Origin of the sequence: Lacticaseibacillus suilingensis, from assembly GCF_016861845.1 — a bacterium.
Classification (GTDB): domain Bacteria; phylum Bacillota; class Bacilli; order Lactobacillales; family Lactobacillaceae; genus Lacticaseibacillus; species Lacticaseibacillus suilingensis.
The window spans coordinates 1-23,010 of record NZ_BOLV01000013.1; the positions used below are offsets into that span (position 1 = coordinate 1).

The 23,010-nt window shown below is 53.1% G+C and carries 28 protein-coding genes, 3 tRNA genes and 1 pseudogene; 20 read left to right on the forward strand and 12 right to left on the reverse strand.

Annotation, left to right across the window (positions count from 1 at the left end):
* Positions 1 to 9 precede the first annotated feature (9 nt).
* From JUF11_RS08620 to JUF11_RS08640, 5 genes and pseudogenes are all read left to right on the forward strand, one after another.
* Positions 10 to 93 carry a phage holin gene (locus JUF11_RS08620; RefSeq protein WP_236000505.1) on the forward strand — a complete coding sequence of 28 codons (84 nt, stop codon included), beginning with the start codon at positions 10 to 12 and terminating at the stop codon, positions 91 to 93.
* Position 94: 1 nt separating this feature from the next.
* Positions 95 to 928 (forward strand): peptidoglycan amidohydrolase family protein, encoded by an 834-nt coding sequence (locus JUF11_RS08625; RefSeq protein WP_204119243.1) that lies wholly within the window; start codon positions 95 to 97, stop codon positions 926 to 928.
* Positions 929 to 1,261: 333 nt separating this feature from the next.
* A pseudogene (locus JUF11_RS08630) lies at positions 1,262 to 1,342 on the forward strand (glucose-6-phosphate isomerase); the annotation flags it as partial.
* 221 nt (positions 1,343 to 1,563) lie between these two features.
* Positions 1,564 to 2,316 carry a type II toxin-antitoxin system death-on-curing family toxin gene (locus JUF11_RS08635; RefSeq protein WP_204119244.1) on the forward strand — a complete coding sequence of 251 codons (753 nt, stop codon included), beginning with the start codon at positions 1,564 to 1,566 and terminating at the stop codon, positions 2,314 to 2,316.
* Between the two features lie 42 nt (positions 2,317 to 2,358).
* Positions 2,359 to 2,541: a hypothetical protein gene (locus JUF11_RS08640; RefSeq protein ID WP_204119245.1), complete on the forward strand. Its 183-nt coding sequence runs from the start codon at positions 2,359 to 2,361 to the stop codon at positions 2,539 to 2,541.
* 67 nt (positions 2,542 to 2,608) lie between these two features.
* Here the strand turns inward: JUF11_RS08640 and JUF11_RS08645 are convergent, their stop codons facing one another.
* Positions 2,609 to 3,679 (reverse strand): DNA/RNA non-specific endonuclease, encoded by a 1,071-nt coding sequence (locus tag JUF11_RS08645; RefSeq protein ID WP_204119246.1) that lies wholly within the window; start codon positions 3,677 to 3,679, stop codon positions 2,609 to 2,611.
* A 108-nt stretch (positions 3,680 to 3,787) separates the two neighbouring features.
* Here JUF11_RS08645 and JUF11_RS08650 point away from each other — a divergent pair, with 108 nt between their 5' ends.
* Positions 3,788 to 4,702, forward strand: a complete 915-nt coding sequence (locus tag JUF11_RS08650; protein ID WP_204119247.1) for a Gfo/Idh/MocA family protein — start codon at positions 3,788 to 3,790, stop codon at positions 4,700 to 4,702.
* Here JUF11_RS08650 and JUF11_RS13305 read toward each other — a convergent pair.
* Positions 4,699 to 4,824 carry a hypothetical protein gene (locus tag JUF11_RS13305; protein ID WP_268886764.1) on the reverse strand — a complete coding sequence of 42 codons (126 nt, stop codon included), beginning with the start codon at positions 4,822 to 4,824 and terminating at the stop codon, positions 4,699 to 4,701. The genes JUF11_RS08650 and JUF11_RS13305 overlap by 4 nt on opposite strands.
* 246 nt (positions 4,825 to 5,070) lie before the next feature.
* On the opposite strand from JUF11_RS13305, the gene JUF11_RS08655 reads away from it, so the two are divergent.
* Complete coding sequence (locus tag JUF11_RS08655; RefSeq protein ID WP_204119248.1) at positions 5,071 to 6,948, forward strand: OPT/YSL family transporter; 1,878 nt, start codon at positions 5,071 to 5,073, stop codon at positions 6,946 to 6,948.
* 249 nt (positions 6,949 to 7,197) lie between these two features.
* On the forward strand, positions 7,198 to 7,326 hold the full coding sequence (locus JUF11_RS13310) for a hypothetical protein (RefSeq protein ID WP_268886765.1): 129 nt from the start codon (positions 7,198 to 7,200) through the stop codon (positions 7,324 to 7,326).
* Positions 7,327 to 7,394: 68 nt separating this feature from the next.
* Here the strand turns inward: JUF11_RS13310 and JUF11_RS08660 are convergent, their stop codons facing one another.
* Positions 7,395 to 7,727 (reverse strand): DsrE family protein, encoded by a 333-nt coding sequence (locus JUF11_RS08660; protein ID WP_204119249.1) that lies wholly within the window; start codon positions 7,725 to 7,727, stop codon positions 7,395 to 7,397.
* Between the two features lie 133 nt (positions 7,728 to 7,860).
* Here JUF11_RS08660 and JUF11_RS08665 point away from each other — a divergent pair.
* Positions 7,861 to 7,932: transfer RNA gene (locus JUF11_RS08665), tRNA-Glu, on the forward strand.
* 89 nt (positions 7,933 to 8,021) lie between these two features.
* On the opposite strand, the gene JUF11_RS08670 is transcribed toward JUF11_RS08665, so the two are convergent.
* The 6 genes from JUF11_RS08670 to JUF11_RS08695 all read right to left on the reverse strand — a co-directional run bounded on the left by JUF11_RS08670 (position 8,022) and on the right by JUF11_RS08695 (position 11,980).
* Positions 8,022 to 8,372, reverse strand: coding sequence for an SHOCT domain-containing protein (locus JUF11_RS08670; protein ID WP_204119250.1), 351 nt, complete (start codon positions 8,370 to 8,372; stop codon positions 8,022 to 8,024).
* Positions 8,373 to 8,429: 57 nt separating this feature from the next.
* Entirely contained in the window at positions 8,430 to 8,774 is a 345-nt protein-coding gene (locus JUF11_RS08675) for a hypothetical protein (RefSeq protein WP_204119251.1), read from the reverse strand.
* A gap of 11 nt (positions 8,775 to 8,785) precedes the next feature.
* Positions 8,786 to 9,292, reverse strand: coding sequence for a hypothetical protein (locus JUF11_RS08680; RefSeq protein ID WP_204119252.1), 507 nt, complete (start codon positions 9,290 to 9,292; stop codon positions 8,786 to 8,788).
* 54 nt (positions 9,293 to 9,346) lie between these two features.
* Positions 9,347 to 9,982, reverse strand: a complete 636-nt coding sequence (locus tag JUF11_RS08685; RefSeq protein ID WP_204119253.1) for a TMEM175 family protein — start codon at positions 9,980 to 9,982, stop codon at positions 9,347 to 9,349.
* Complete coding sequence (locus tag JUF11_RS08690; protein ID WP_204119254.1) at positions 9,963 to 10,463, reverse strand: AAA family ATPase; 501 nt, start codon at positions 10,461 to 10,463, stop codon at positions 9,963 to 9,965. The genes JUF11_RS08685 and JUF11_RS08690 overlap by 20 nt, the downstream gene beginning before the upstream one ends.
* Positions 10,464 to 10,546: 83 nt before the next feature.
* On the reverse strand, positions 10,547 to 11,980 hold the full coding sequence (locus JUF11_RS08695; protein ID WP_204119255.1) for a C69 family dipeptidase: 1,434 nt from the start codon (positions 11,978 to 11,980) through the stop codon (positions 10,547 to 10,549).
* A 169-nt stretch (positions 11,981 to 12,149) separates the two neighbouring features.
* Here JUF11_RS08695 and JUF11_RS08700 point away from each other — a divergent pair.
* The 3 genes from JUF11_RS08700 to JUF11_RS08710 all read left to right on the forward strand — a co-directional run bounded on the left by JUF11_RS08700 (position 12,150) and on the right by JUF11_RS08710 (position 13,151).
* Positions 12,150 to 12,220: transfer RNA gene (locus JUF11_RS08700), tRNA-Gln, on the forward strand.
* 119 nt (positions 12,221 to 12,339) lie between these two features.
* Positions 12,340 to 12,410, forward strand: a tRNA-Gln gene (locus JUF11_RS08705).
* A 63-nt stretch (positions 12,411 to 12,473) separates the two neighbouring features.
* Positions 12,474 to 13,151, forward strand: a complete 678-nt coding sequence (locus tag JUF11_RS08710; protein WP_204119256.1) for a TVP38/TMEM64 family protein — start codon at positions 12,474 to 12,476, stop codon at positions 13,149 to 13,151.
* A gap of 48 nt (positions 13,152 to 13,199) precedes the next feature.
* On the opposite strand, the gene JUF11_RS08715 is transcribed toward JUF11_RS08710, so the two are convergent.
* Positions 13,200 to 13,529 carry an ASCH domain-containing protein gene (locus JUF11_RS08715; protein ID WP_204119257.1) on the reverse strand — a complete coding sequence of 110 codons (330 nt, stop codon included), beginning with the start codon at positions 13,527 to 13,529 and terminating at the stop codon, positions 13,200 to 13,202.
* A 108-nt stretch (positions 13,530 to 13,637) separates the two neighbouring features.
* On the opposite strand from JUF11_RS08715, the gene JUF11_RS08720 reads away from it, so the two are divergent.
* Positions 13,638 to 13,841: a hypothetical protein gene (locus JUF11_RS08720; protein ID WP_204119258.1), complete on the forward strand. Its 204-nt coding sequence runs from the start codon at positions 13,638 to 13,640 to the stop codon at positions 13,839 to 13,841.
* Positions 13,842 to 13,894: 53 nt separating this feature from the next.
* Here JUF11_RS08720 and JUF11_RS08725 read toward each other — a convergent pair whose 3' ends face one another.
* Both JUF11_RS08725 and JUF11_RS08730 read right to left on the reverse strand, forming a co-directional pair.
* The gene (locus tag JUF11_RS08725; RefSeq protein ID WP_204119259.1) at positions 13,895 to 14,080 is read right to left on the reverse strand and encodes a hypothetical protein; all 186 of its coding nucleotides are present in this window, start codon (positions 14,078 to 14,080) and stop codon (positions 13,895 to 13,897) included.
* The gene (locus tag JUF11_RS08730) at positions 14,073 to 14,393 is read right to left on the reverse strand and encodes a hypothetical protein (protein ID WP_204119260.1); all 321 of its coding nucleotides are present in this window, start codon (positions 14,391 to 14,393) and stop codon (positions 14,073 to 14,075) included. Before JUF11_RS08730 ends, JUF11_RS08725 begins: the two co-directional genes overlap by 8 nt.
* Positions 14,394 to 14,483: 90 nt before the next feature.
* On the opposite strand from JUF11_RS08730, the gene JUF11_RS08735 reads away from it, so the two are divergent.
* The 7 genes from JUF11_RS08735 to manA all read left to right on the forward strand — a co-directional run bounded on the left by JUF11_RS08735 (position 14,484) and on the right by manA (position 23,001).
* Positions 14,484 to 15,188 carry a histidine phosphatase family protein gene (locus JUF11_RS08735; RefSeq protein WP_204119261.1) on the forward strand — a complete coding sequence of 235 codons (705 nt, stop codon included), beginning with the start codon at positions 14,484 to 14,486 and terminating at the stop codon, positions 15,186 to 15,188.
* Between the two features lie 160 nt (positions 15,189 to 15,348).
* Complete coding sequence (locus JUF11_RS08740) at positions 15,349 to 15,999, forward strand: TetR/AcrR family transcriptional regulator (protein ID WP_204119262.1); 651 nt, start codon at positions 15,349 to 15,351, stop codon at positions 15,997 to 15,999.
* Entirely contained in the window at positions 15,992 to 17,722 is a 1,731-nt protein-coding gene (locus JUF11_RS08745; protein ID WP_204119263.1) for an ABC transporter ATP-binding protein, read from the forward strand. Before JUF11_RS08740 ends, JUF11_RS08745 begins: the two co-directional genes overlap by 8 nt.
* A gap of 32 nt (positions 17,723 to 17,754) precedes the next feature.
* Positions 17,755 to 19,602 carry an ABC transporter ATP-binding protein gene (locus tag JUF11_RS08750; protein ID WP_373305866.1) on the forward strand — a complete coding sequence of 616 codons (1,848 nt, stop codon included), beginning with the start codon at positions 17,755 to 17,757 and terminating at the stop codon, positions 19,600 to 19,602.
* A gap of 422 nt (positions 19,603 to 20,024) precedes the next feature.
* Entirely contained in the window at positions 20,025 to 20,876 is an 852-nt protein-coding gene (locus JUF11_RS08755) for a VOC family protein (RefSeq protein ID WP_204119265.1), read from the forward strand.
* A 106-nt stretch (positions 20,877 to 20,982) separates the two neighbouring features.
* A complete protein-coding gene (locus JUF11_RS08760; RefSeq protein WP_204119266.1) occupies positions 20,983 to 21,966 on the forward strand; it encodes a serine hydrolase domain-containing protein in 984 nt (327 codons plus the stop codon).
* Between the two features lie 63 nt (positions 21,967 to 22,029).
* Entirely contained in the window at positions 22,030 to 23,001 is a 972-nt protein-coding gene (gene manA / locus JUF11_RS08765) for a mannose-6-phosphate isomerase, class I (RefSeq protein ID WP_204119267.1), read from the forward strand.
* Positions 23,002 to 23,010: the final 9 nt, after the last annotated feature.

The following is a 23,010-nucleotide window of genomic DNA, read 5'->3' on the forward strand; positions in this document are numbered from 1 at the left end:
ATTCTTGGTGTGGTTACTGATCCAACCACGGCTGGCGTAACGGACAGCGTTCAGGCACTGACGTATGACAAGCCTAAAAAGGAGGACAAGTAGCATGACAGTTTCTATTGATGGCACCATCAAGTACATGCAGCAGATGCGCGGCCGTGTGACATATAGCATGAATGGTAGCCGGTCTGGTGCAGACGGCACGGCCGATTGCTCAGGGGCCGTAGTCACGGCTCTGTGTAGCGGTGGTAAAGCCCAGCCAACAAAGACGTGGATATATAACACCGAGTACATGCACGACTGGATCAAGTCAATCGGCTATGTGTTGATTGCCGAGAACCACAGCTTCAACCCACAGCGTGGCGACGTTTTCATCTGGGGGCGGCGCGGACGCTCTAGCGGCGGGTTCGGCCACACCGGTATCTTTGTCGACACCGGTCACATCATCCACTGCAACTATCACGACAACGGGGTCAACACGACCGAGTATATGGATCGCTGGCTTGGTGCTGGTCGTCCGTATTACTACATCTATCGGTATGGCGGCAAGGCTGTTTCAGGCGTTGGCTCAAACTATTCCCCAACTTCGACCTGGGGAAAGTTGGTACTAGACGGTGACTGGGGCCGGGCAACCACACAGGCTTCGCAGCGGCTCTACGGATCACCTGTTGATGGGGAGGTATCTGCACAATACCCGTGGAACAACTTCAAGAACGCGGTATATGGCTTTACCTACGACACTACGAACCCAGCCGGTTCTCAAATCATCGCAAAGTTCCAGCGCGCCCTTGGCCTGAAACCTGATGGTCTGCTTGGTCCAAATACCATCAAGGCCATGCAGCACAAGCTCGGTACTCCAGAAGATAGTAAAATCTCCAAGAACAGCCGCATGGTTATCGCAATGCAGAAGAAGCTCAACGAAGGTGTTAAGCCATTCTAGCTTGCCACGATTAGCCTCACTCGCTTCGGCGGGTGGGGCTATTTTTTGTGTTATGATTACATCGAGTAAAAGATGGATCATCACCAGGGCCGGACTAGTCACCCGGACCGTCTTCCACGCCTTCCGCCCACCGGAAGGTTTTTATTTTGTCCTGAGCTGCGGACGAAGTGGTCGCCGGGATACAAAAAGCGGGACTGATTAAACCACAGAAATAATCGTTGAGAAAATCGTTGATATGAGGTGCCAACGAAGCAAGCAATGCAACCTCTGCAATCGTCAAAAAGCCTGCCGTTACAGCGTTCGTGGGAGAGTTGTGCCCCATGAAACCGGCCAGCCAATACAAACAATATGTTTGCCCTGCTTGGCCGGCCTGGGTTTGAGGATATGACCAAGGAACTGAACGCACGCTTGTAATGGCGCGGGTTATAGCGATTCTGAACCAGAAATAAAAGCAAAAAACAGCGTCCATAAAGGAGCGCCAAGGATGGGTGGTTACTATATTGGTTACCATCATCGAATTTTGGGAACCCGATTTCGGGTTCTTTTTTGTTTCCAGTGGTGAGGGCCCTCTTAGTGCATCAGCAAAATGTAAATTGAGAAGAATGGAAGTCACTCATCATTGAGGGTTATTTGAATTGCTGGAACCATGGCCATGCTATAATCAGTTCATGAAAAAAGAGGCGAGTTCGATTAATGGCGAAGTCCATCACTATGTAAAATTTTTTGACATGGGGCAAAGAGAGCAATTTCAGGATCTAAGTATTGCGGTGATGCATAGTTTTGCCTCACAAGCCAGGCTTCACGTGCCAAAGGGGACCAAAGTTGAAGCTCAACTAATTGTCGAAAGCGGTTTGGGCTATCTGCAGCTATCTTTGGAAGACAAAGCGGTCGAAACGGTCGGGCTGGTTGCTACTCCCGAGGTTTTGATCCCGGATTTGTCGATGTTTGAAGTCATCAATGAAATGGCTGAAAAACTGTTCCGGGAAGAATCGAGATACGGGTTGAAGGATCCTCAAAAACTGGATGCCATCATTAATGCTTGTATGGGTGAATTCTTTGGCCATGTTCAATATCCAGGCATCGTTGAAAAGGCGGCTGCCTTTTGGTTCAAAATCGCTGACGCGCAATGCTTCCACAATGGAAATAAACGGACGGCGTTGTTGACTGCCTTGTTCGTGCTCTCAATGAATGGGTTTGAGTTGGAAAACGTTGATGGCGATGAGCTTTATGCAATCAGCTTAAAAATTGCCAATAAGCAGATGGATCAGCCAGCAGTGGCTCAATTTATTCGGCGTAATCTTATGGCCAAACTATATCCTACCCGGACTGAGGCTGAGACAATTGAATCAAGCTTTGAAATTAACATGAAAATTGACAATTTTGACTAATGTCACTTATAATACTGGCACAGTAAAAGGGAGGTGCTTAACATGTCACAGGATATTGAGGTGGAATGGAATCAAGCGGCCTTGAACAACATCAAGACCTTCTCGCTTGATCAGGTCAAGCACGACTCCGCCGATGAGAAACGGCTTCAGACCGTACAGGCAGTCACCAATTTAATGCGGGATAAACAAGTTAATAAAGCGATGAAACTTTTAGCGGCTGAGTGATTTTCAGCATTTTGGCAAAGGTTCGTGAAGCAAAAAACGTCATGCTGAGGCATGGCGTTTTCGATTCTTAGCGCTTGGCTTTGCGATAGCCCGCGGCTTGGGCCTGTTGTTCGGTTTGGAAGTAGACAGCGTTGCTGGAATTCATGCGATACCCAGCTTGACCGGGGACGTGATAAATATGTGAATTGCGGTTGCCAATGATTTTGCCGCTATCATTGGTATTCATGTCACCGCGCTGGGTCGTGGTGGCAGCCGGGGTGCTGGCTTTAGCGGCCGGCGCCGGGGCAGCGTTTTGCGTGCTGGCTTGGGTGCTGTTGACGACGCTGGTGCCATCGGCATAATTCAAGGTGACGCCTTCCTCAATGTTGAAGATGTACACGTTGAAGCTGATGCCGTTGGCGCCGACACTTTGGGCCATCATGTGCACGCCTGAGGCCAGCAAGTTATCGCCTTTGAACACTGGCACCACGGAATAGCGCACATACGCCTGTGGGTTAGTTTTCATGAAGTAAGCAATATCATCTTCGTAGCGTAGCATCTCAGGACTATTCAGCGAGCGGGTACCGGTGATCAAATTCTTGGGGTTGTTGTTCTGACCGGTGAGCTGATAGCCAATCAGATGGCTGCGGTTGTACAAGTAGCCGCTCGCAATGCGCTTGTTGTGCCAGCCGGTAGGATCCCAGGTTAAGGGTTCCCGCTCGGCGGTCGGCATCATGGCTTTGTTCATCAAAGCTTCAGCGTCCACTGCTCGGTTCAGGCCATCGAGGTCCGCGTAGGTTTGCCAAGTGCCGTGGCTGGTGCTCAAAGTTGCAGCGTCAAACGTTGGCTTGCCGCCGTTGACGTCGATGGTTTGCGTGCCGTTGTAGGCCAAGTTGGCCAATTCGGGGTTGGTCGTGGTGGCTGGGGCCGGCGCCGAGCTGCTTGCCGCGCTGGCACTAGATTCGCTTGAGCTGGCTTCGGCCTCGCTACTGGACGCCTTGGTCGTTTTTTTGACATGATGGGTCGTGGTTTTGGGACTACTGTCAGTGTCGCTGCAGCCACTGAGGGTGGCGCCGGCCAGGCTCAACCCCAGCATGAGGGTCAATATGAGCTTCAGTGGTCGTTTGCCGTGCCCGTGATGGGACTTTATTTTTTTCATTATTTCTCCTCCGTGATGCCTAACTTTTCGCTTAAATTCAACCGCCGCCTTTGACCCGGTGCTGGGGCTGTGCTAGCGTGAAGATATCAAAAACGAAAAGGTGATTAGATGTTAAGTATTGGGGTTATCGGGCTTGGTAATATTGCCCAAAAAGCATATTTGCCCGTGTATGCAGAAATGCAAGATCAGGTGCAGTGGTATTTGGACACCCGTGACTTGGCCAAGCTTACCCGGCTGACCAACCAATACCATCTGCCGATGGCGGGGACGGATGTCAAAGATCTGGATGGCTTGAAACTGGATGCGGTGATGATCCATGCGGCGACCCCGGCCCACTTCGAACTGGCTAAGCATTTCCTGACCCGAGATGTGAATGTCTTCATTGACAAGCCGCTGGCCACCACCACGGCGCAGGTCACTGAACTCTACCTGCTGGCGGCGCAGCACCGGAAGCTACTGACAGTGGGCTTCAATCGCCGCTTTGCGCCATTGATGCAACAATTGCAGGCGGTGCCGAATAAGAACGTGATCGAAGTGGTGAAAAACCGGGTGGCGGATCGTCAAGTACCGGCCGAAGCGATTTTTGATTTGCTGATTCATCCGCTGGATACGGCCTTGATGCTGGCTGGGTTCCCAACCGACATCAAGCCGCACTACAGCATGCATGCCGATCAAGACGGCAACTTGCAACAAGCCACCATCAGCTTCGGCGTCAATGGCATGAGGGTCGAAGCCGGCATTAACTTGGTGGCTGGTGCGAACCTGGAAGAAGCAACAGTCAGCGCGACGGCTGGCGTCTACCGCGTGCAAGACCTGGCGCAGCTAACGGCTTATACCCAGGCCGGTCAGACCAGCACCAAGGCGCCGGATTGGGAACCGACACTCACCACCCGCGGCTTTGCGCCGTTGGTCAAGGCCTTTGTGAAGGCGGTCGCCGAACAAACCGATAACCCGATTGCACCGGAGTCAAGCCGGCTCACGCACCGGGTGCTGGCAGAAATGGCCGATCAGCTGCAAGCCTAGCGGCGAACGGCACTGTGAATCGCTAAAATGCCGCTGGCCAAAGCGATGGCGCCGCCGATGAGAGTGATGCCGCCGGCCACAGTGGTTAAGATGCCCAATGGTAGGGCTGGTTTGTTGGCCAAGATGGTTGCCTCCTTTCCCTTGCTTACCTCTAGTGTACGCGCTCACAAGGGGAAAGCCAGCAACATTTCGGCCATCCCACAAAATGATGATGGTTTGATGAGTCGACCGGTAGCCACCGGCCGACTTTTTTGCTGTGCAGAAAATAGGTTAAATGACGACCGTTATCAGTGCATGTAGAAAACTGAACATGCTAAGCTAAAGTTAAACCTGGTAAACAGTTATGGTTTAGATAAGGGGGAACCAATATGGAGAAGCCAGCTAGCGTCCCCAAGGTGAAAGCCCCGGCCAAAGCAGCAGGCCGGACAGGGACCATTATTACCTTAAGTGTCGGCATTCTGCTGGCCATTTTATTCGCCGCTTCCACTGCCTATTCCGGCATGAAAGCTGGTCTGACCGTGGCCGCCGGCATTCCTGGTGCCATCATCGGCTCGGCCGTGGTGCGCGCTTTCGCCAAGCGGTGCGGTTATGCCGGGACCAACGAAATGCAAGGCATGGCCAGCGGTGGGGAAACTATCGCCAGTGGCATGATTTTCGTTTTACCGGCGGTGCTGTTGATCGGCGCGCAAATCAATTTTTTTGAAGCCGTGCTGGTCGGCACCATGGGCGTGCTGTTTGGGATTGGCACGGCGGCGATTGTGGAAAACCACTTGATCATCGCCAGCAAAGATACTTTGCTTTATCCCGAAGCCATGGCCATCAGCGAAACCATTCGCGCTAGCGCGGAAGGTGGGGCAGGCCTGAAAATGATGGGCGCGGGTTTTGGCATCGGGGGCTTGCTGACGATGCTGACCGGGTCGATGTTTGGGCTCATCAACAATCATTTCGTCCTTTATGGGGTGCGCGAATTCAAATGGAAGTTTGAACTGGAAGTCAACCCGCTGCTGGCCGGCATCGGCTTTATCGTGGGGATGCAGGTGGCCATTCAAATGTTCGCCGGTTCGATTTTGGCTAACTTCGCCATTGCGCCGTTGATCGGGTACTTCACCGACATGGCGCATGGCTCCAATGAAGTGTGGAATGCCGCTGGCGTGACCGTCAACTCTTTAGGCTTTGATGGGATTGCCGGTGCATATAACCGCTACCTAGGCGCCGGCATGATGCTAGCCGGCGGGCTAATCGGTGCCATCAAGCTGATTCCGGTGATTGGCCGCTCATTGAAAGCCACATTAGGGGGTAATGAAAAGAAGTCGAAATTTGGCATCTTCCTGCTTGGCTTCTCCATTGTGGCGGTGTTCATTCTCAGCTCGCTGTTCTCTGGCAACTTGATGATTGGCCTGCTCGGCGGCGCTTTGGCCATGGTGTTGGCCTTCGTCTTCGTCGTTGTGGCCGCTAACCTGACTGGTACATTGGGGACCTCCAATTTACCGGTGTCAGGCATGACCATTGCTTCGTTAGTGCTACTGACGGTGCTGTTTGTGGTGATGGGCTGGACCTCAGAATTTGATCTGCGCTCCTTGCTCCTGCTGGCAACCTTTGTGGTGACCGCCATCAGTATCGGCGGCGGCTACTCGCAAACGCAAAAAGCCACCGAGCTGGTCCATGCTGACCGGCCGCAAATGCAGCGCCGGTTCCTGATTGCGGCAGTGCTCGGGACGATTACCGTGGTCGGGGTGATTGTGATGCTGGCGGGTCAGTTGGCGGATACCAGTGAAAATGCCAGCTTCGCGCTCCCGCAGGCGAACCTGATTGCCGCTTTGACCTCTGGTATCATCACCGGTAAGTTGCCATTCACCATTATTTTCATCGGCATTGCTATGGGGATTGTGCTGCACCTGTTGAAACTGCCAATCATGACAGTAGCGATTGGTTTCTACCTGCCCATGGCCACGACGGCGATTATCTTAGTGGGTGCGATTGTCCGCTTAATCGTGGAAGGCCGCAACAAAGAAAAGAACGCCGGCCGGGTGCAAAATGGCATCAGCATGGCTTCCGGTTTGATCGCTGGCGGCTCAATCATCGGGTTGACCGGCATTCTGCTGTCCATCAGTGGGGTGTTGACGCATGGTACGCCAACTGGCTGGCTTGCCGGCAATGCCGCGGCTGCAGCTTTGCTAGGGATGCTTGTCCTGGCGATGCTGTGGGTGCTTCGTAAACGTAATGTATCGGCAAAAGCAACGAAATAAGACACTGATAACGGATGAAGTCGAATCAATGTAGCGATAAAAGTGGCGTCAGATGTGAGCTGACGCCACTTTTTATATGGATAAAATAAAAAAGTTTGTAAACACGGTTTGACCTTTTGTAAAGTTTGTGTATAATAGAGTACATATTCAGGAAAGAATTAAGAATCTTCACGGAGCGTCTATCCAGACGGCGATGTTCAATCGACCCGCGGGGAGTCCGAATTTTTAGCAAAAAGGAGGATGACGCAGATGGTCATTTTATTAATCGGTGCTGCCGCACTAGCAATCAACGGGCTTTGGGTTTACGCCATGTTTGATCGTGCCGGCCAGACTTGTCAGCATCAAACATTCAACCCGACGATGGTGGTTAAGAAGTAATCCCGTCGCAACCTTGATAAAGAGGCCTCGCTGCAAATGCTGCAGCGAGGCCTTTTTTAGCAGACGGCTTACGGTTTGATGTAGGCAAAGCCTTCGTGCTGACGCTTGGCTAATTCGAAGACCCCAGCCGGCACGACCGTCAAGCCTGGCTGCAAGTCGGCCGCCGTGATGGCGTGACTGCGCATGGCGTTATTGCACACCGCGACTTCAATGCCTAACGCAGTCAGTTCGCTGAGTGCAATGTCACTGCCAGCTTTGGCTTGGACAATCGGATCACCGTTGATCAGAAGCTCAACTTGGCCCGAAACATTTTGATCCTGCGCGGTTTTCAGGTAGTTTTTGATGTTGCCGAACACTACCGGCCACTTGCTGCTTTCGTCAATATGGAAAATCACATCCATTATTATCACCTCGGCGTTAGTATAGCATGTTGCAGTGGCGCCACTGCAGGTGGATTTTGGCCGGTTTCTTGTTGACAACCGCCTGAATTCCTGTAAACTATTATATGTGCTCGAGCGAGTGCGAGCAGTTTATTGCCCGTTGGTCAAGAGGTTAAGACGCCGCGTTCTCAGCGCGGAATCATGGGTTCGATTCCCATACGGGTGATCATAGGTTAAAATAAAAGCTTTCGAAATGCCTTTATCAAGGCATTTCGGAGCTTTTTTCTGCTGTGTGAACGAGGCAACCGGGCGGATTCAGAACTTCAGCTCATCCTCGTCGTCATCTTCCGCCAGAATCTTCGCTTTTTGCGTGGCAAACTCATCCGCGGTAATCGCGCCTTCATCCAGCAACTGTTTGAACTGCCGAATGCGGCCGACTTTCGAGCCTTCGATGGCTTTTTTCTGGGCGGCGGCTTCCGCTTGCTTAGCTTGCATGGCTGCTGCGGCGGCTTCCTTGACGTGCTTTTGGTGCAGGTAGTACCAAACCGCACCACCTAAAACCGCCGCGGCCAAAAAGAGATACCAGTAGGTGATCAGGAGGGCGAGGCCAACGATAATGATGCCGACCGTCCAGCACCCGGCGTTATTTGAACTTTGATGAGACACGTACTTACCTCCAAAGTGAATATAAAACAAGGCGCCAGTCAAATGACCATCGCCAAGTTAGTCGTTATCAGGAATGAAGACGATAGGTAGTTGGTGTTGCTTGCCCATGATAATGGCCACGTCATGATAGCTGAGCTCAAGCACTTGGCCGCTGGGTTGGATGATGTATTCATCGCGCAGCAGGTACAAGCCGCCGAAAATAAAGACAAACATCAGCGGCACCACATCCAACGTTTTGATCGTCAGATGGACCGCAATTAAGGCAATCACCGCGGCAATCAGTAGGTAGAGGTAGCGGCCTTGCTTGCGGACGATTTGCGGCGTACCGCCAGTTTGGCGCATGAGGTCATTGAGCTGCTCATTGCGAAACAACCGGCCATCTTGACTGTGATACCGCACCATCATCTTCTTTCTTATTGGGCAAGGGTGGCTTTAAGCTGCGTCAGGGTACTGGTGTCCAAATCTTCATAAGCTTGGTACGCTTTGACGTAATTGCCTTGGGCCACGGCTTCACGCAGCGGCGTGAGACTATCCGTATTGAACAAGGTGCGGGCCGCCACTTCCGCGGTGGCACTAGAGACGCCTGTGGTGTTCTGCAGCAGGGTGGCCATTTTCTGCTCATCATTGGCGGCGGCGATAATGGTACTCATTTTGGTGGAATTGACCGTGTTGGCCGCGCGGTCGAGCAGGTTATCCGTGGCGGTGTTGCCGGTTTTCTGTGCTTCAATGCGCTTCACAAGTTCATTTTTCACGGCGCTATCGGCGGGGGTGTCATTGCCGGTGACGCTGCGGTAGGTGTTGTTGAGGGGCGTGAAGAAAACGATTCCTAGGACCACTGACAGGACCAGCAGGCCGACGATAATGCCGAGGACCTTGGGCCATTTTTTCTTTTTGGTTTGGCGACGTCTTGCTTGGCGCATGTGATCACTCCTTTTAGCATCCATTATACCGGTAATTAGGCTGGAGGGGGGCGGTCATTCCTCTTTCTTAATGGCTAAATGGACCACGCGACTGAAGCGCAGGTAAGCGAAGAAGTGAAAACCCACCCCGGCGACGAGTAGCAAGCCGGCAATCAGGTTCGAAAAGCTGGTGGCAATCATCGAGGCTAAATAGATGATCACACTGCGCGCCGGATCCAGCCGAATGCGGTCGTAGTGGGTCGCGATGCCACTGCGGGCCAGTGTTTGCAGTTCGGGGTGGCGTTCGAGGTAGCGATAGAGTACCAGAAAAGAAAACGAGATGAGTAGCGCCACGGCGTCGTACACGATGAAAGCCAGCTGGATATCGGCGTTATTACCATTGGACAGGGCCTCAATCAACAACACCATGGCATAGTTGATTAACGTGCTGGTGAACAGCACCCCGAGGTTGATGACGTTCAAGGTGCGGTTGGTGCGCTTGACATACTGAAAATAATCGTGGTGAAAGAGCCAGTTGGTGCCGACGTAAAAATACGACAGCAGGTACATCAAAAACAGCGGCGCCTGGTGAAACACCACGACATGCAAGGTGCCGGGTTTTACCGTTTCGGGTTGAAACTCCAAGATTAAAATCGTTAGGAGGATGGCAAAGACGCCATCACTCAAGGCATTAATCCGTGATTTGCTCATGGTGCGCCACCTCCAGATAAATTTGCTGCGTTAATCGAGCGGTTTCCCCAGCGGCCAAGACCTGCTCAAAGGGCAGTTGGTCGCCTTCGCGCCACCAGCGCCGCAAGTTGGTTTCCCCAAAAGGCGCTGGCTTGAGAGCATCGCGCCTTAGGGTGGCAGCGAAGTCCATGTTGAGATAATAAGCAAAGGCGGTGGGCCGGAATTGCGCGTACAGCGCCGCCAACATGTCGCCATAAACATCGCGGCGTAAAATGCCTTCAATGATGACGTAGCGATAATGCCGCTGGCCAAAGGTAGCCAACGTGGCGATTAAATCCACGGCGGGAGTGCCTGCGTGGTCGCTGGCATGCAGCAGCTCGCGGCGCAGCAGGTCCTGATGCAGCACCAACGTGGCCTTGGCTGGTAGCCGAGCGGCGAGCTGATTGGCTAAGGTCGTTTTACCGCAGCCAGAATTGCCACGTAGGAGAATCATTGTTGTCATACGATCACTTCCAATTGGCCTTATTATGCAATAAATGATAACAAAAAACACCTGCCGAGTCGGCAGGTGTTAACAACAGTGGTTTACAGGTTTTTGTCCATGTTGAAAGTCAGTTTGGATAATTCCAAGCCTTGCATCAGCATGCTGGCAATTTGGCGCTTGGCTTCAGCTTTAACCGCTGCCACCAGCTTGTAGTTGGCCTGGGTCAAAGCGTCGGTCAGGTCCTGACCAGTGAGGTCCTTGGTCGCTTCATCCGTGGCCGCAATATGAATCCGATACAAGCGATATTGTTCGGTCAAATAATCGCGGTTTTGCTGGATGAACTTGCTGTAGTGGCTTTCAACCAACATGCCTAAGCTGCGGTGCAACCAGTAGGCTGAGTCTTGATCAAGATCCAATTCCAGCGGCGTCTGCGAGTAGGAAGGATCGGTGTCGTCAGCGTTGCAGTAGAACGGCACGTAAGGGCTGTATTCCGGAATGCCGATGTTCAGCCACATGATAGCAGCGTGGCCTTCATCAATGTCATTGCGCAGCTGCAAAATATGGGAGTTCTGGGTCCGGTTCAAGCCAATCGGCCGGTAGCGCAGGCGGTCAGCATCGGTGCTGTCCTTGGCGAAGGGGTCAAAGCGCGTTTCGTTATAATGCGAGCCCAGGATTTGGGCAATGTCCTCGCGGGTGATCTTGTGATCTGTGCGCATAATGAACGGCATTTCGGCTGATTCCGGTGTTTCTGGGGTTTCCGGGTTTAGGATGTGATGGGCATACCAGACCCGCGGGGTGTTGTAGTGGCGGTCTTTTTCATTCATCGTCCCGAAAATGTGGCGGAAGTTCCAGCCACTTTGGTCCGGGTTTAAGTGATGCTCGGCGACGAATTCACGGATGCCTTCACTCCAGATGAAATTGTCCGCATCGTCGAAGTCAACTTGTTGAATGGAGACCTGGTTGGCCGCGACAGCGTAAGCATCATCAGGAATGCGTTGGGCGACCCAGTGATGGCCGGTGACGATTTCCATGTACCAAACATTGTCTTTATCCGAGAACAACACTGAGTTGCCAGCAGGGGAGCCGTATTGTTTGATTAATTGCCCCAGGTACTCCACCGCGTGGCGGGCACTTTCAACAAAGGGCAGGGTCATGTTGACAATTAAGTCTTCATCCAAGCCGTCTTTGACCAACGGATCGAACGCCAGGGTGCGTTCGTTGCCGTAGGTACTTTCGGTGGCGGACATGGCCACGTTCTTTTCGTTGATGCCACTTTCTTCGTAGTCACCGAGGTGTTCGGTGTCCACATTTGGCACCGCGTTGTAGCGGTAGCCGTTTTCTGGCAGTGGTGCTTCAAAACCGTTCAGCGGTGACTTCACGTGCAAGTCTTTTTCACCATGCCATGCGGGATGCATGTAGAAACGGTGTGGTGCTAGCACATGAAAGGTGTCATCGTTGCGGGCGATCATGGTACTGCCATCGATGCTGGCGGCTTTCCCCACCAAAATCGACGTGCAGGCAGATTCAATTTTCATTGTTACCCCTCTTTTCCACAAAGTCTATCGCTAGTGTACGCCAATGCGGCGAAGTTTGCAGGCTAAGGGCCGGTATTCTGAGAAGGCAATGGGATTTCGGTGAAATCGCTGACAGCAATTGACAAGCGCGCCATTATTTCGTAAGATATTACTCGTTCGTTAGTCTTATTGGGTAGTAGCGAAGTGGTAACGCAGTGGACTCTGAATCCATAATCATAGGTTCGATCCCTATCTACCCAATCAAATGCAGAAAGCTGTCTTGGCCGCGTTGGCTTGAGGCAGCTTTTTTCGTGAATTCACGATTTTTCGTTGACATCATCGCTGCTTTTTCCTAAACTGGTACTCGTGCTTAAGAATATTGGGTAGTAGCGAAGTGGTAACGCAGTGGACTCTGAATCCATAATCATAGGTTCGATCCCTATCTACCCAAGTGATGGCTGTCGCAGCGTGCGATGGCCTTTTTTTAAACTTTGACGGGCAAGAGGAGGCAATCATGAGCAAACGTAAACCGCAAATCGAGCTCCTCGCGGCTGTGCTGGCGCTGATTGGCCTGGTGTGGCTGTTGAGCCATTACCATGAGGTGTTTGCGCTGGTGCGGCATGCCGATTTTTCGCAGGCGACTTTAGTGCATGCCTTGCGCGGTGATTCCTGGGCCATTATTCCCTTGGTGATTTTGCTCAGTGCCGTGTCGGTCATTCCTGGGGCCCCGAACGCCGTCGTGGCGGTGGTGTCAGGTATCTGCCTTGGTGCACCGCTGGGCTTTGTCGCCAATGTGTTGGGCCTGACGATTGGCAACAATATTGGCGCTCTGCTGATTCATCATCTCGCGGATGAGCACAGCCAAGCTGATAAGCAAACCCGCGTGCTCAAGTGGTTGCAACGTTCCCGCAATCCGCGCTTGGGCTTGTTGATTGCTTATGCCGTGCCGTTTATTCCCAATACGATTACCCATGTGGCGGCGGCCCGTCTTGGCATCACGGGCAAGCGGCTGGCGCCAGTGATTGCCCTGGCGTCGGTGCCCACGGCTTTCTTTTATGCCTTTGGCGGGGATGCGGTGCTTCATTTGAACTGGCACCGACTGATTGTGGTTGGCGTGCTGCTCGGTCTGGGCGCGCTCGCGGCGTGGGCCGTGATGCGGCGCCGCGAAGATGAGCAAAAAACCGCACATTAATGAAAACGACCATTCCTACCGCTAGGAATGGCCGTTTTGATGTGACTGCTATTTCAGGTGAATCGCCAAGACCCCCGCGGCCCGCTCCTGGGCAGGGGTGTAGTGCGCATAAGTCTCCTGGGTCATTTTGGCCACAGAATCGTCAGGCGCGGCGCCCACCGCCAAGCCGCCAAACTGCGTGTACAGCGCTGTGAACGAATCAAAGTGATCAATGGCGCTGACTTGCTTGGTGATTTTTTCGCCAGTGTCCAAGTCGGTCAAGGTGAGGTGGTTGCCAGGCCGTAATTGGCGGCGCTTGGCGTCATTTAATCTAATTTCAATCGTTTTGGTGCCAGCTTCAATCAGTAAGAATTGATCGTGGGTAATGGCCATGTCCATCAGGATGCGCCTCCTTAATTTAGGGCGATTATACCGCATGCGCTGACAAGGCACCAATATCAGTGTTAAAATCAAGCCAATAGCTTGAACAAGGGAAGGGTGTTAGGGTTGCAAGATAAAAAACAAGCCTCGCAGTTTCTACTGCGGCAAATCATCGATCAGCTGCTGGCGTTGGTGATTTTGCTGGTGGCCTGGATGATGCGCGCGTCTTTGGCGGCGCGGTGGGCCAAAGGCATCGTCATTGTACTGATTGCCTTGCTCGTGGTGGATTACTTCATGCATTCACCAAAATTGCCAAAGAAAAAGCGTTAAGTTGAAGTAAAAAGAAGGCGGCGCCTGCAGAAATGCAGCCGCCGTCTTTGTGTCTATTTTTGGTTGACCCGCCATAAGAAGATGGCATAGCCGAAACATATTAACCCATAAATCAGCACCGCGATGACCACAAACAACAGCCAGCGCCAGCCGAACGCCATCGCGCTGGCCCATAGCAGCACGCCTAAAATCGCCGCTTGCACGGCGCGCTGCAGCATGGCGGCCATGGGTTTATTCAAAGGAAACCTCGATGAACAGCACGCCGGTGGCGGTGACGTGACTCAAAGTGAGCCAAATTGCCGCTGGCGTAGTGGGTTCATCGGGATTGATCAACTCAGCTAGCCACTGCACCAGCCGGCGGTGATGGCGGATAAAACCGTCATCGAGGCGAAAGGCGTTGAGGCGGTCGTCTGGGAACAAAGCCGCTTGCTGCGGAAAAATCACTTGATCCGGCAAGCGAAAGGCGACCACGTTTTGATAGCCGCGATTGATCAATTCAGCGCTTTGCGGGTGCGCTTGAAGATAACTCAAAATCATTTCTGCGCCGTCCAAGGCGTTCACCTCCGACTTTAGTCTGTGTGGGATTACCGCCGAATATGATAACATAAAGGTAAGTTAAAACCCAGAAAAGGGGGCTTTTTGATGACTGTTCACTTGTATCTGGTCAGGCATGGCGAAACCGAGATGAACCGGGCGCAGCGCCTGCAAGGCATCACAGATGGCCCGCTGACCGCCAAGGGGCTGGCAGCAGCGGCAACGTTAGGCACCATCCTGAAGCACGTGCACTTTGATGCGGCTTACAGCTCGGATCGGCGCCGCGCCAAGCAAACCGCCAAGGCAATTTTGGACCAGCATCCTGATGCCCCACCGCTGCAGGAGCTGACCGGCTTGCGGGAGTATTATTTTGGCGGCAATGAAGGCATGAAGAACACCGCCTTGATGCGCAAGACCCAGCGCCGCTTTGGGCTCGGGGCATTTGCCAAAATGTGGCTGGTCGCGCCGCAATTTCGGACTTTGGTGCGAAACTTCCACGCGATGGATGACACCGGCCAGGCCGAAACCTTTGACGCTTTAATGACACGGATCGACACCACCTTTAAGCAGATTGTCGCCGCTAATCAGCCAGAAGCCAATGTGTTGGTGGTGGCGCATGGGGTCAGTTTGAGCGCGTTAATTTACCAGCTGGCACCTAAGCAATTGCCCGTGACGCTATTGAAAAACACATCGGTCAGCCTGGTCGATGCTTGCGCCACTTGGCAGGTGCGGGGGGTCGATCTGACTTCTGAAAAGGCGGTGTTAGCGCTGACGCCTGACGCCAGGCCGATGGCGAACCACCCGGCTCAGTAGGCGGCACTTAAGGCCAGCGCCGCGCTGATTCAGCTGAACAAAATAAGTTTTGAAAATTCTGTGAAAATAGTTGTAAAATAACCTGAGGCGCGTATAATGACAGTTTGTCACATGACATTCTGTCATATTTATTTTGGCTTTTTTGCCAGAAAGGAGTCTCATGCCTAAACCAACTTTCTTCCGGCTGGCTGATGAAAAACGGCAGCGCTTGATCAAAGCCGCCTATGCCGAATTTGCTCGGGTGCCGTTTCAAACGGCCAGCATTTCGAACATCATTCGTGATGCCGGGATCCCACGCGGCAGTTTCTATCAATACTTTGAAGACAAAACCGATATCTTCTTCTATTTACTTGATCAAACCCGCATGCAAACGACCTCGCTTTACGAGCAGGCGTTAAGGCGGCACAACGGGGACCTGTTCGCCGCGCTCGATGAATTTTTCAATGCTGCGGCGGATGTTTTAATTGAAGGACCAGACGCAGAATTTTACGCCAACGTCTTTTTATACATGGACTTTCAAAGCGCCACGCATTTTTCCCCGAGTGATGCGAAGCCACCGCATAAAAAAGAACTGCTTCGCACTACCTTATCGTTGATTGACCGCGATAAACTGGTGGTAAGCAGCGATGAAGAAGTGGGCATGCTCTTTCGGCAAGCCATGTGGATTTTCATGCAATCACTAGGCCATTATTACCATCGACTACGCAATGGGGAACAGATTTCACTGGCGCAGTTGAAAGCGCGCATGGCAACCATGCTTCATTGGTTGCAATTCGGCGCCGGCGTTCAAAAGGAGGACTTACATGATTAAACTAGCCAAAGGCCGCGTGTCAGGCTGGCAGATTTTAGGCGCGGTGGCCTTTATGATCGTTCAGGTCATCACCAGCTTATATTTGCCCAATCTGACCGCGGACATCGTCAATAACGGGGTTGCCACTGGCAATATTAACTACATCTGGCAGGAAGGTTACAAAATGATCTTCTTCGCCGTGATTTCAGTCTTAGCCAGTGTCGGCAACGTCTTTTTGGCCGCCCGGGTTTCGCAAAAACTCGGCCAACGCATCCGGTCCGATGTGTACCGCAAAGTCATCAACTACTCGCATGACGAAATGGATCAAATCGGGACTAGTTCGCTGATCACTCGGACCACCAACGACGTCACCCAGATTCAAAACGTTTGGGTCATGATTTTGCGCATGATGATCATGGCGCCAATCATGCTGGTGGGCGCGTCCTTCTTGGCCTATCAGAAAAACCACACCTTGACTTTGATCTTCGTCGTGGTGCTGCCGATTATGGCGCTTTTCATCGGCATCATTATGAAGTTTGCCGTCCCGTTGTTCCGGGCGATGCAGCAAAAAACCGATAACATCAACTTGGTCTTCCGGGAAGGCCTGACCGGGGTGCGGGTCATTCGCGCGTTCCGGCAGGACAATTTTGAACAAGACCGTTTCGAAGGCGTCAACAAGGATTACACCAACAACGCGGTGAAAGTCTTCTCCATCATGGCGATGATGTTCCCAGTGATGACCCTGATCATGAGTGGGACCAACATCGCGATTGACTGGTGGGGGGCGCATCTGATTGCCCAGCAAACCATGCAAACCGGGAACCTGATTGCCTTCATTACTTACGCAATGCAGATTCTCATGAGCTTCATGATGCTGTCCATGATTTTCGTCTTCATTCCTCGGGCGCAAGCTTCGGCCATCCGGATCAACGAAGTGCTGGATCAAACCACGACCCTGACTTCGCCGACTACGCCTAAGTCCTTTGCCAACACCACGTCGCAGCTGCAATTCGATCATGTTCAATTCCGTTATCATGGCGCCGAAGAACCAGCACTGCAAGGCGTGGACTTCGATATGAAGGCCGGGCAAACTGTGGCGATTATCGGGGGCACTGGGTCAGGTAAGTCAACCTTGGTCAATCTGATTCCGCGCTTCTATGACGTCGAGAAAGGCGCGGTGCGGGTCAACGGCATGGACGTGAAGGATGTCGATTTGGATGAACTGCATCGGCAAATCGCCTTTGTGCCACAAAAAGCCAACCTGTTCTCCGGTACCATTCGCTCCAACATGCAGTATGGCAATGACAATGCCACTGATGAAGAAATCTGGCACGCTTTGGCCATTGCGCAAGCGGATGACTTCGTGAGAGCCAACCCAGAAGGCTTGGACTACCATGTTGAACAAGGTGGGGACAACTTCTCTGGTGGCCAAAAACAGCGGCTGGCGATTGCCCGGGCGTTGATCAAAGACGCCGCCGTGTATGTGTTCGACGATTCATTTTCCGCCCTCGACTTTAAGACCGACGCGCAGTTGCGCCAGGCCCTGAAGGATGACGAAAAGATTTCGTCACGCGTGGTGGTCATCGTCGGTCAGCGGGTGTCCACCGTGGCAGATGCCGACACCATCATTGTGCTGGATAACGGCGAAATGGTCGGTCGCGGCACGCATGCCGAACTGAAGGCCAATAACGAAACCTACCAAGAAATCGTTCATTCACAAATCAGAGAAGGGGATGAAGACTAATGGCTGAAACCAAAACTCCAAAGCGCCAAGGGATGGCTGGTGGTCACGGCCCCGGCGGCCAAGCCGGCTTAGTGGAAAAGCCAAAGAACTTCTGGGGCACCACCTTCCGTTTGTTTGGTTACATGAAATCACGTTTGGTGGGCATTGGCATTGTCCTGGCTTTCGCCATTGCCTCCACCATCTTTCAAATTCGCACCCCGAAAGTGTTAGGGGAGGCGACGACGGAAATCTTTAAAGGTTACATGAAAGGCGTGGCCCAGCAAAAAGCCGGCATCGCTATGGACCAGTTCCCGATTAACTTTGACAAGATCAAAGAAATCATGATTGTGGTTATCTTCATGTACCTGGCCTCAGCTTTGTTCTCCTTCCTGCAGCAATTTATCATGACCCGGGTTTCGCAGCGCACGGTTTACGACCTGCGTAAGGAACTCAAGGCCAAGATGAAGCGCCTGCCGATCAACTACTATGACACCCATTCTAATGGGGACATCATGTCGCGGGCCATCAACGATATGGATAATATCGCTTCGACCTTGCAGCAAAGTCTGACGCAGTTGGTCACCAGTACCTTTACTTTTATTGGGACCTTGTGGATGATGTTGTCGATTTCTTGGAAATTGACCCTGATTGCCTTGGTCACCATTCCTTTGAGCTTAGTCGTGGTTGGTCTGGTAGCGCCGCGTTCACAGCGCTTCTTCGCCGGTCAGCAAAAGGCCCTCGGTCTGCTTAACAACTATGTTGAAGAAAATTATGCCGGCCAGGTCATTGTGAAGTCCTTTAACCGCGAACAAGACGCCATGGACGCGTTTGAAGTGCAGAACCAAGCCTTTTACAACTCCGCTTGGAAAGCGCAGTTCGTGTCTGGGATTATCATGCCGCTGATGACCTTCTTGAATAACATTGGCTATGTCTTCGTTGCTATTCTTGGCGGCGTCGCTGTCGCTAATGGGACGGTCACCTTGGGGAACGTGCAGGCCTTCCTGCAGTACACCCAGCAGTTCAGTCAGCCAATTTCGCAGCTGGCGAACTTGGCCAACACCATTCAAAACACCGTGGCTTCTGCAGAACGGGTCTTTGAAGTGCTTGACGAACCAGAAATGGAAGACATCGAATCCGGTGTCACCCCAATCGAAGGCGATCAGCATCCGTTGGTCATGGACCATGTGAAGTTCGGTTACGACGGCAATCCGCTGCTCATGACGGACTACAACTTAACGGTTGAACCAGGGCAAATGATTGCCATTGTTGGCCCGACCGGTGCTGGTAAAACCACGGTCATCAACATGCTCGAACGGTTCTACGATGTCAAAGGCGGCTCGATTCGCATGTGGGGTAAGGACATTCGCGATATGAGTCGCGAAGACGTCCGTAGCCACTATGCGATGGTGCTGCAAGACACCTGGCTGTTCACTGGGACGATTTGGGACAACTTGAAATACGGCCGCGAAGATGCCACCGATGAGCAAATCATCAGTGCCGCCAAGGCCGCTCACGTGGATCAATTCGTGCGGCAGCTGCCGAAGGGTTACGATACCGTGCTGAATGAATCTGCCTCGAATATTTCGCAAGGGCAGCGGCAGTTGCTAACGATTGCCCGGGCGTTTGTGGCCAACCCTGAGATTTTGATCTTGGACGAAGCGACCAGCTCGGTTGATACCCGGACCGAAGTGCACATCCAGCATGCGATGGCGCGCTTGCTTAAGAACCGGACCAGCTTCGTGGTGGCGCACCGGTTGTCCACCATTCGCGATGCCGATAACATCATCGTCATGAATCATGGCTCGATTGTTGAAACCGGTAATCACGATGCGTTGATGGCTAAGCAAGGCTTCTATGCTGACCTCTACAACAGTCAGTTTAGCGGTAGCGTTACGATCTAAGGTTAGAAAAAGACTCGCTGCGGCGAGTCTTTTTTGCGTCTCAGGCGCGGCGGCGACCGCTACAGCGCCGGGGTGCGGTGGGCCGGCGGCGGGGTCGGCTGGAGCCAAAGGACGGTCTCCAGCCTCAACGCGAAGCCAGCATCGCGCTGCCGCGCTCAACGCTGTCTTCGCGTTGCCCCCAGCCAGCACAGGAGCAGCCTGCAAAAGCCGCAGTCTCCTCGTGTGCTGGCTGTTTCGCAGCTGGCCCACCGCGCCCCTCTGCCGCAGCGGTCGCCGCCGCTAGATAACAGTCAACTTTACCGAATAGCCTTAAGCAATCCCGGATCCGGCTGTAGGTGTCGCATTTGATCTAGGCAAGCAAAATGCTCGCGCTCCCCTTGGTTTGTGTTTACAATGACCAATACCAAAAGGGGGGTGCAATGATGGCGAGGTTAATTTTGAATCCGGCGACGCGCATTAGTTATGTGGCGTTGCGGGTTATTTCGATGGCAAAAATGGTGGCTTGGTATCAACAGGTGTTAGGGCTGGCGGTGCTGCAGGCTTCAGCCAAACGCACCTTGCTCGGCGTGCGCACCAACCGGCGGGTGCTGGTGCTGCTGGAGACTGGTGCCACTCAAATTTCAACGCAGGTGGCCGGGCTGACGGCGTTTAGCTTGGCGCTGCCGACGCGTGGGGCATTGCTTAAGTTAGCGGCTGGGCTACCGGAGACGGTGTTACCGGCGCAATGGTTTCGTAGCGGCTTTGGGCTGGGGGTGCGGTTGACGGATCCTGAAGGCACCCAGGTGATTTTGGAACATGATGCTGGCGTGCAGGCTATTCCCCCGCGGGGGTATGATTTTGCGAATGCCCAGACGCAGCCTATGCCAGCGCCCAAGTTGACTAAGGCCCCGCCTGAAAGGTTGTTGCCGGCGGGAGCGGCGGTGGGGCGCTTAGAAGTGACGACCTCACAGTATATAGCCACCATAGGGCACATCGAAACGGTGTTGGGGTTCGTGCGGCAACAAGAATCTGGCCAGCGGGCGTATCTAACCGTCGGCGACAATACGCATCACATTGGCATTGAACTGGTCGCTGATGCCCAGGCGCGGTTACGTGGGCCAAGCGATGCAGGGGCTGATTATGTGAGCTTGGTGGTGCCAGATGTCGCCACGCTGAGTTTGCTGCGGCAAAATCTGACTGCCAAGCAGTGGCAGAATTTTGATTACAATGCAGAACATCAATACTTGCGGGTCGCCGGGCCGAATCAGTTGATCATGTGGTTTTCGGTGGCATGATTATCAGTAAAATAAAAGTAGGGCCGGGGTAACCCGGCTTTTTTTGCGCGTATGCTTGCCAAAGCGCTATCAATCTTTCTATACTGAAACGGTTGGAGGCGGTGTGATGGAAGTTCTGAAAGCAGTCGAACAAATCATCACCCGGCAGACCGCGCCAGGCCTAAGCGCCGCGTGGCTGCATGATGGTGTGATTGAAACCAGCATCTTAGGGGTAGCGGCGACTGAGCCGCAGGTGTTGCCACTGCATTCGGGGATGTTGTACGATTTGGCGTCTTTGACCAAAGTGATTGGCACCACCACCGTCTTTTTGCAGGCCGTGGCGGAAGGGCGGGTGAAGTTTGATACGCCGCTGCAGCAGCTACTGCCAACCTTTCCGCACCAGACGACCTTTCGCCAGGCGCTGACGCATACCTCGGGACTGGAAGGGTACATTCCCCACCGCGACGAGCTGCCGGCACCGGCGTTGAAACAGGCGCTCATCACCCAGCTCAAGGTGACGGCCGAATGCGACCGGCAGGTGGTGTACCGCGATGTGAATTTGCTGCTGGTCGGGTGGGCCTTGGAAAATCTGTACGGCGAGTCCATTCAGCCGCTGATCACTAGGCGCGTGCTAAAAACACTGGGGCTGCAGCAAGCAACTTTCCAGCCGGACCCGCAGCGCTGTGTGCCGACCACCTATGATTCGGAAGCTGGGTTGCGGCGCGGCGTCGTGCATGACCCTAAAGCCGCGATTTTAGGTCAGCACAGTGGGTCGGCTGGACTATTTGCTAGTCTGCAAGACCTGATTACCTTCACCCAGTTCGCCTTTGGCCAGCGCCAAAGCCCGGCCTGGCCCGCTACTTTCAGTCAATTGGGTCAGGATCAAACCAGGGCGCACCTGGGCCGGACCATCGGCTGGGATTTGCGCCGTGATGCAGGTGGCCGGACTTGGCTTTATCACACCGGCTACACTGGGACGTTTTGGCTGATTCAGCCGCAAACGCAGGCAGCGCTGATCGTGCTGACCAATCGCGTGCATCCACAGGTGAATGATGACTTTTTGACCGTCCGCGATGAATTAATTGCGAATTTAATGTCAGCGCGTTCATGAAGCACTGACTGTGGTACACTTTGATTGAAAAGTATATACATTTATTGCAAGGGGGATTCAATTTTGACAGAACCGATTTTCTTGGAACCCGTATTTCACGAAAAAATCTGGGGTGGCCGCAAGCTGGCCACTGACTTTGGCTATGACCTGCCTGATGGTAAGATCGGCGAGGTGTGGGCCATTTCGGCGCATCCGAATGGCCCTGACACCATTGCTAATGGCCCGCTGAAAGGCAAAACCTTGGATGTTGCTTGGCGCGAGAATCAGGAGTACTTTGGCCACCAAAAGGAAAAAGTCTTCCCACTGCTGACGAAAATCTTGGATGCCAACGATAGCCTCTCGGTCCAAGTCCATCCCGATGATGCTTATGCGGCGGCGCATGAGCGCCCCGGCGAATTGGGCAAAACGGAATGCTGGTATGTGATTTCAGCGGAACCAGGCTCTTATCTGATTTACGGTCATCATGCTAAAACCCGTCAAGAGCTGGCGGACATGATTCACCGCGGCGACTGGGAGCACCTGCTGCGCAAAGTGCCGGTGAAAACTGGCGATTTTGTCTACGTCCCGAGCGGCACGATTCACGCGCTGAACAAAGGCATTATGGTGCTGGAAACGCAGCAAAGCTCTGACACGACTTACCGACTGTATGACTATGATCGTGTCGGGGCTGATGGCAAGAAACGTGAGCTGCACTTGCAGCAAAGCATCGACACCACCACCGTGCCGAGCCATGACCCAGAGCTGAACATCACCAAAACCACCAAGGATGATGCGACCATCACGACCTTCGTGACGGCGCCGATTTCCAAGTTCTTCTCGGTGTACAAAATCGACCTGGATGGCAAGCTGAACCAGACGCCAACTGCGCCGTACACCTTGGTTTCAGTGCTGGAAGGGGCAGGCACGATCGAAGCGGATGGCAAGTCCTATCCACTGAAGAAAGGCGTCCACTTCATCATTCCTAACCAGATTAAGGCTTGGACCTTTACCGGCAAGATGATGATGATTGTCTCCACCCCTGGCGCCGAACAATAATTTGAATCA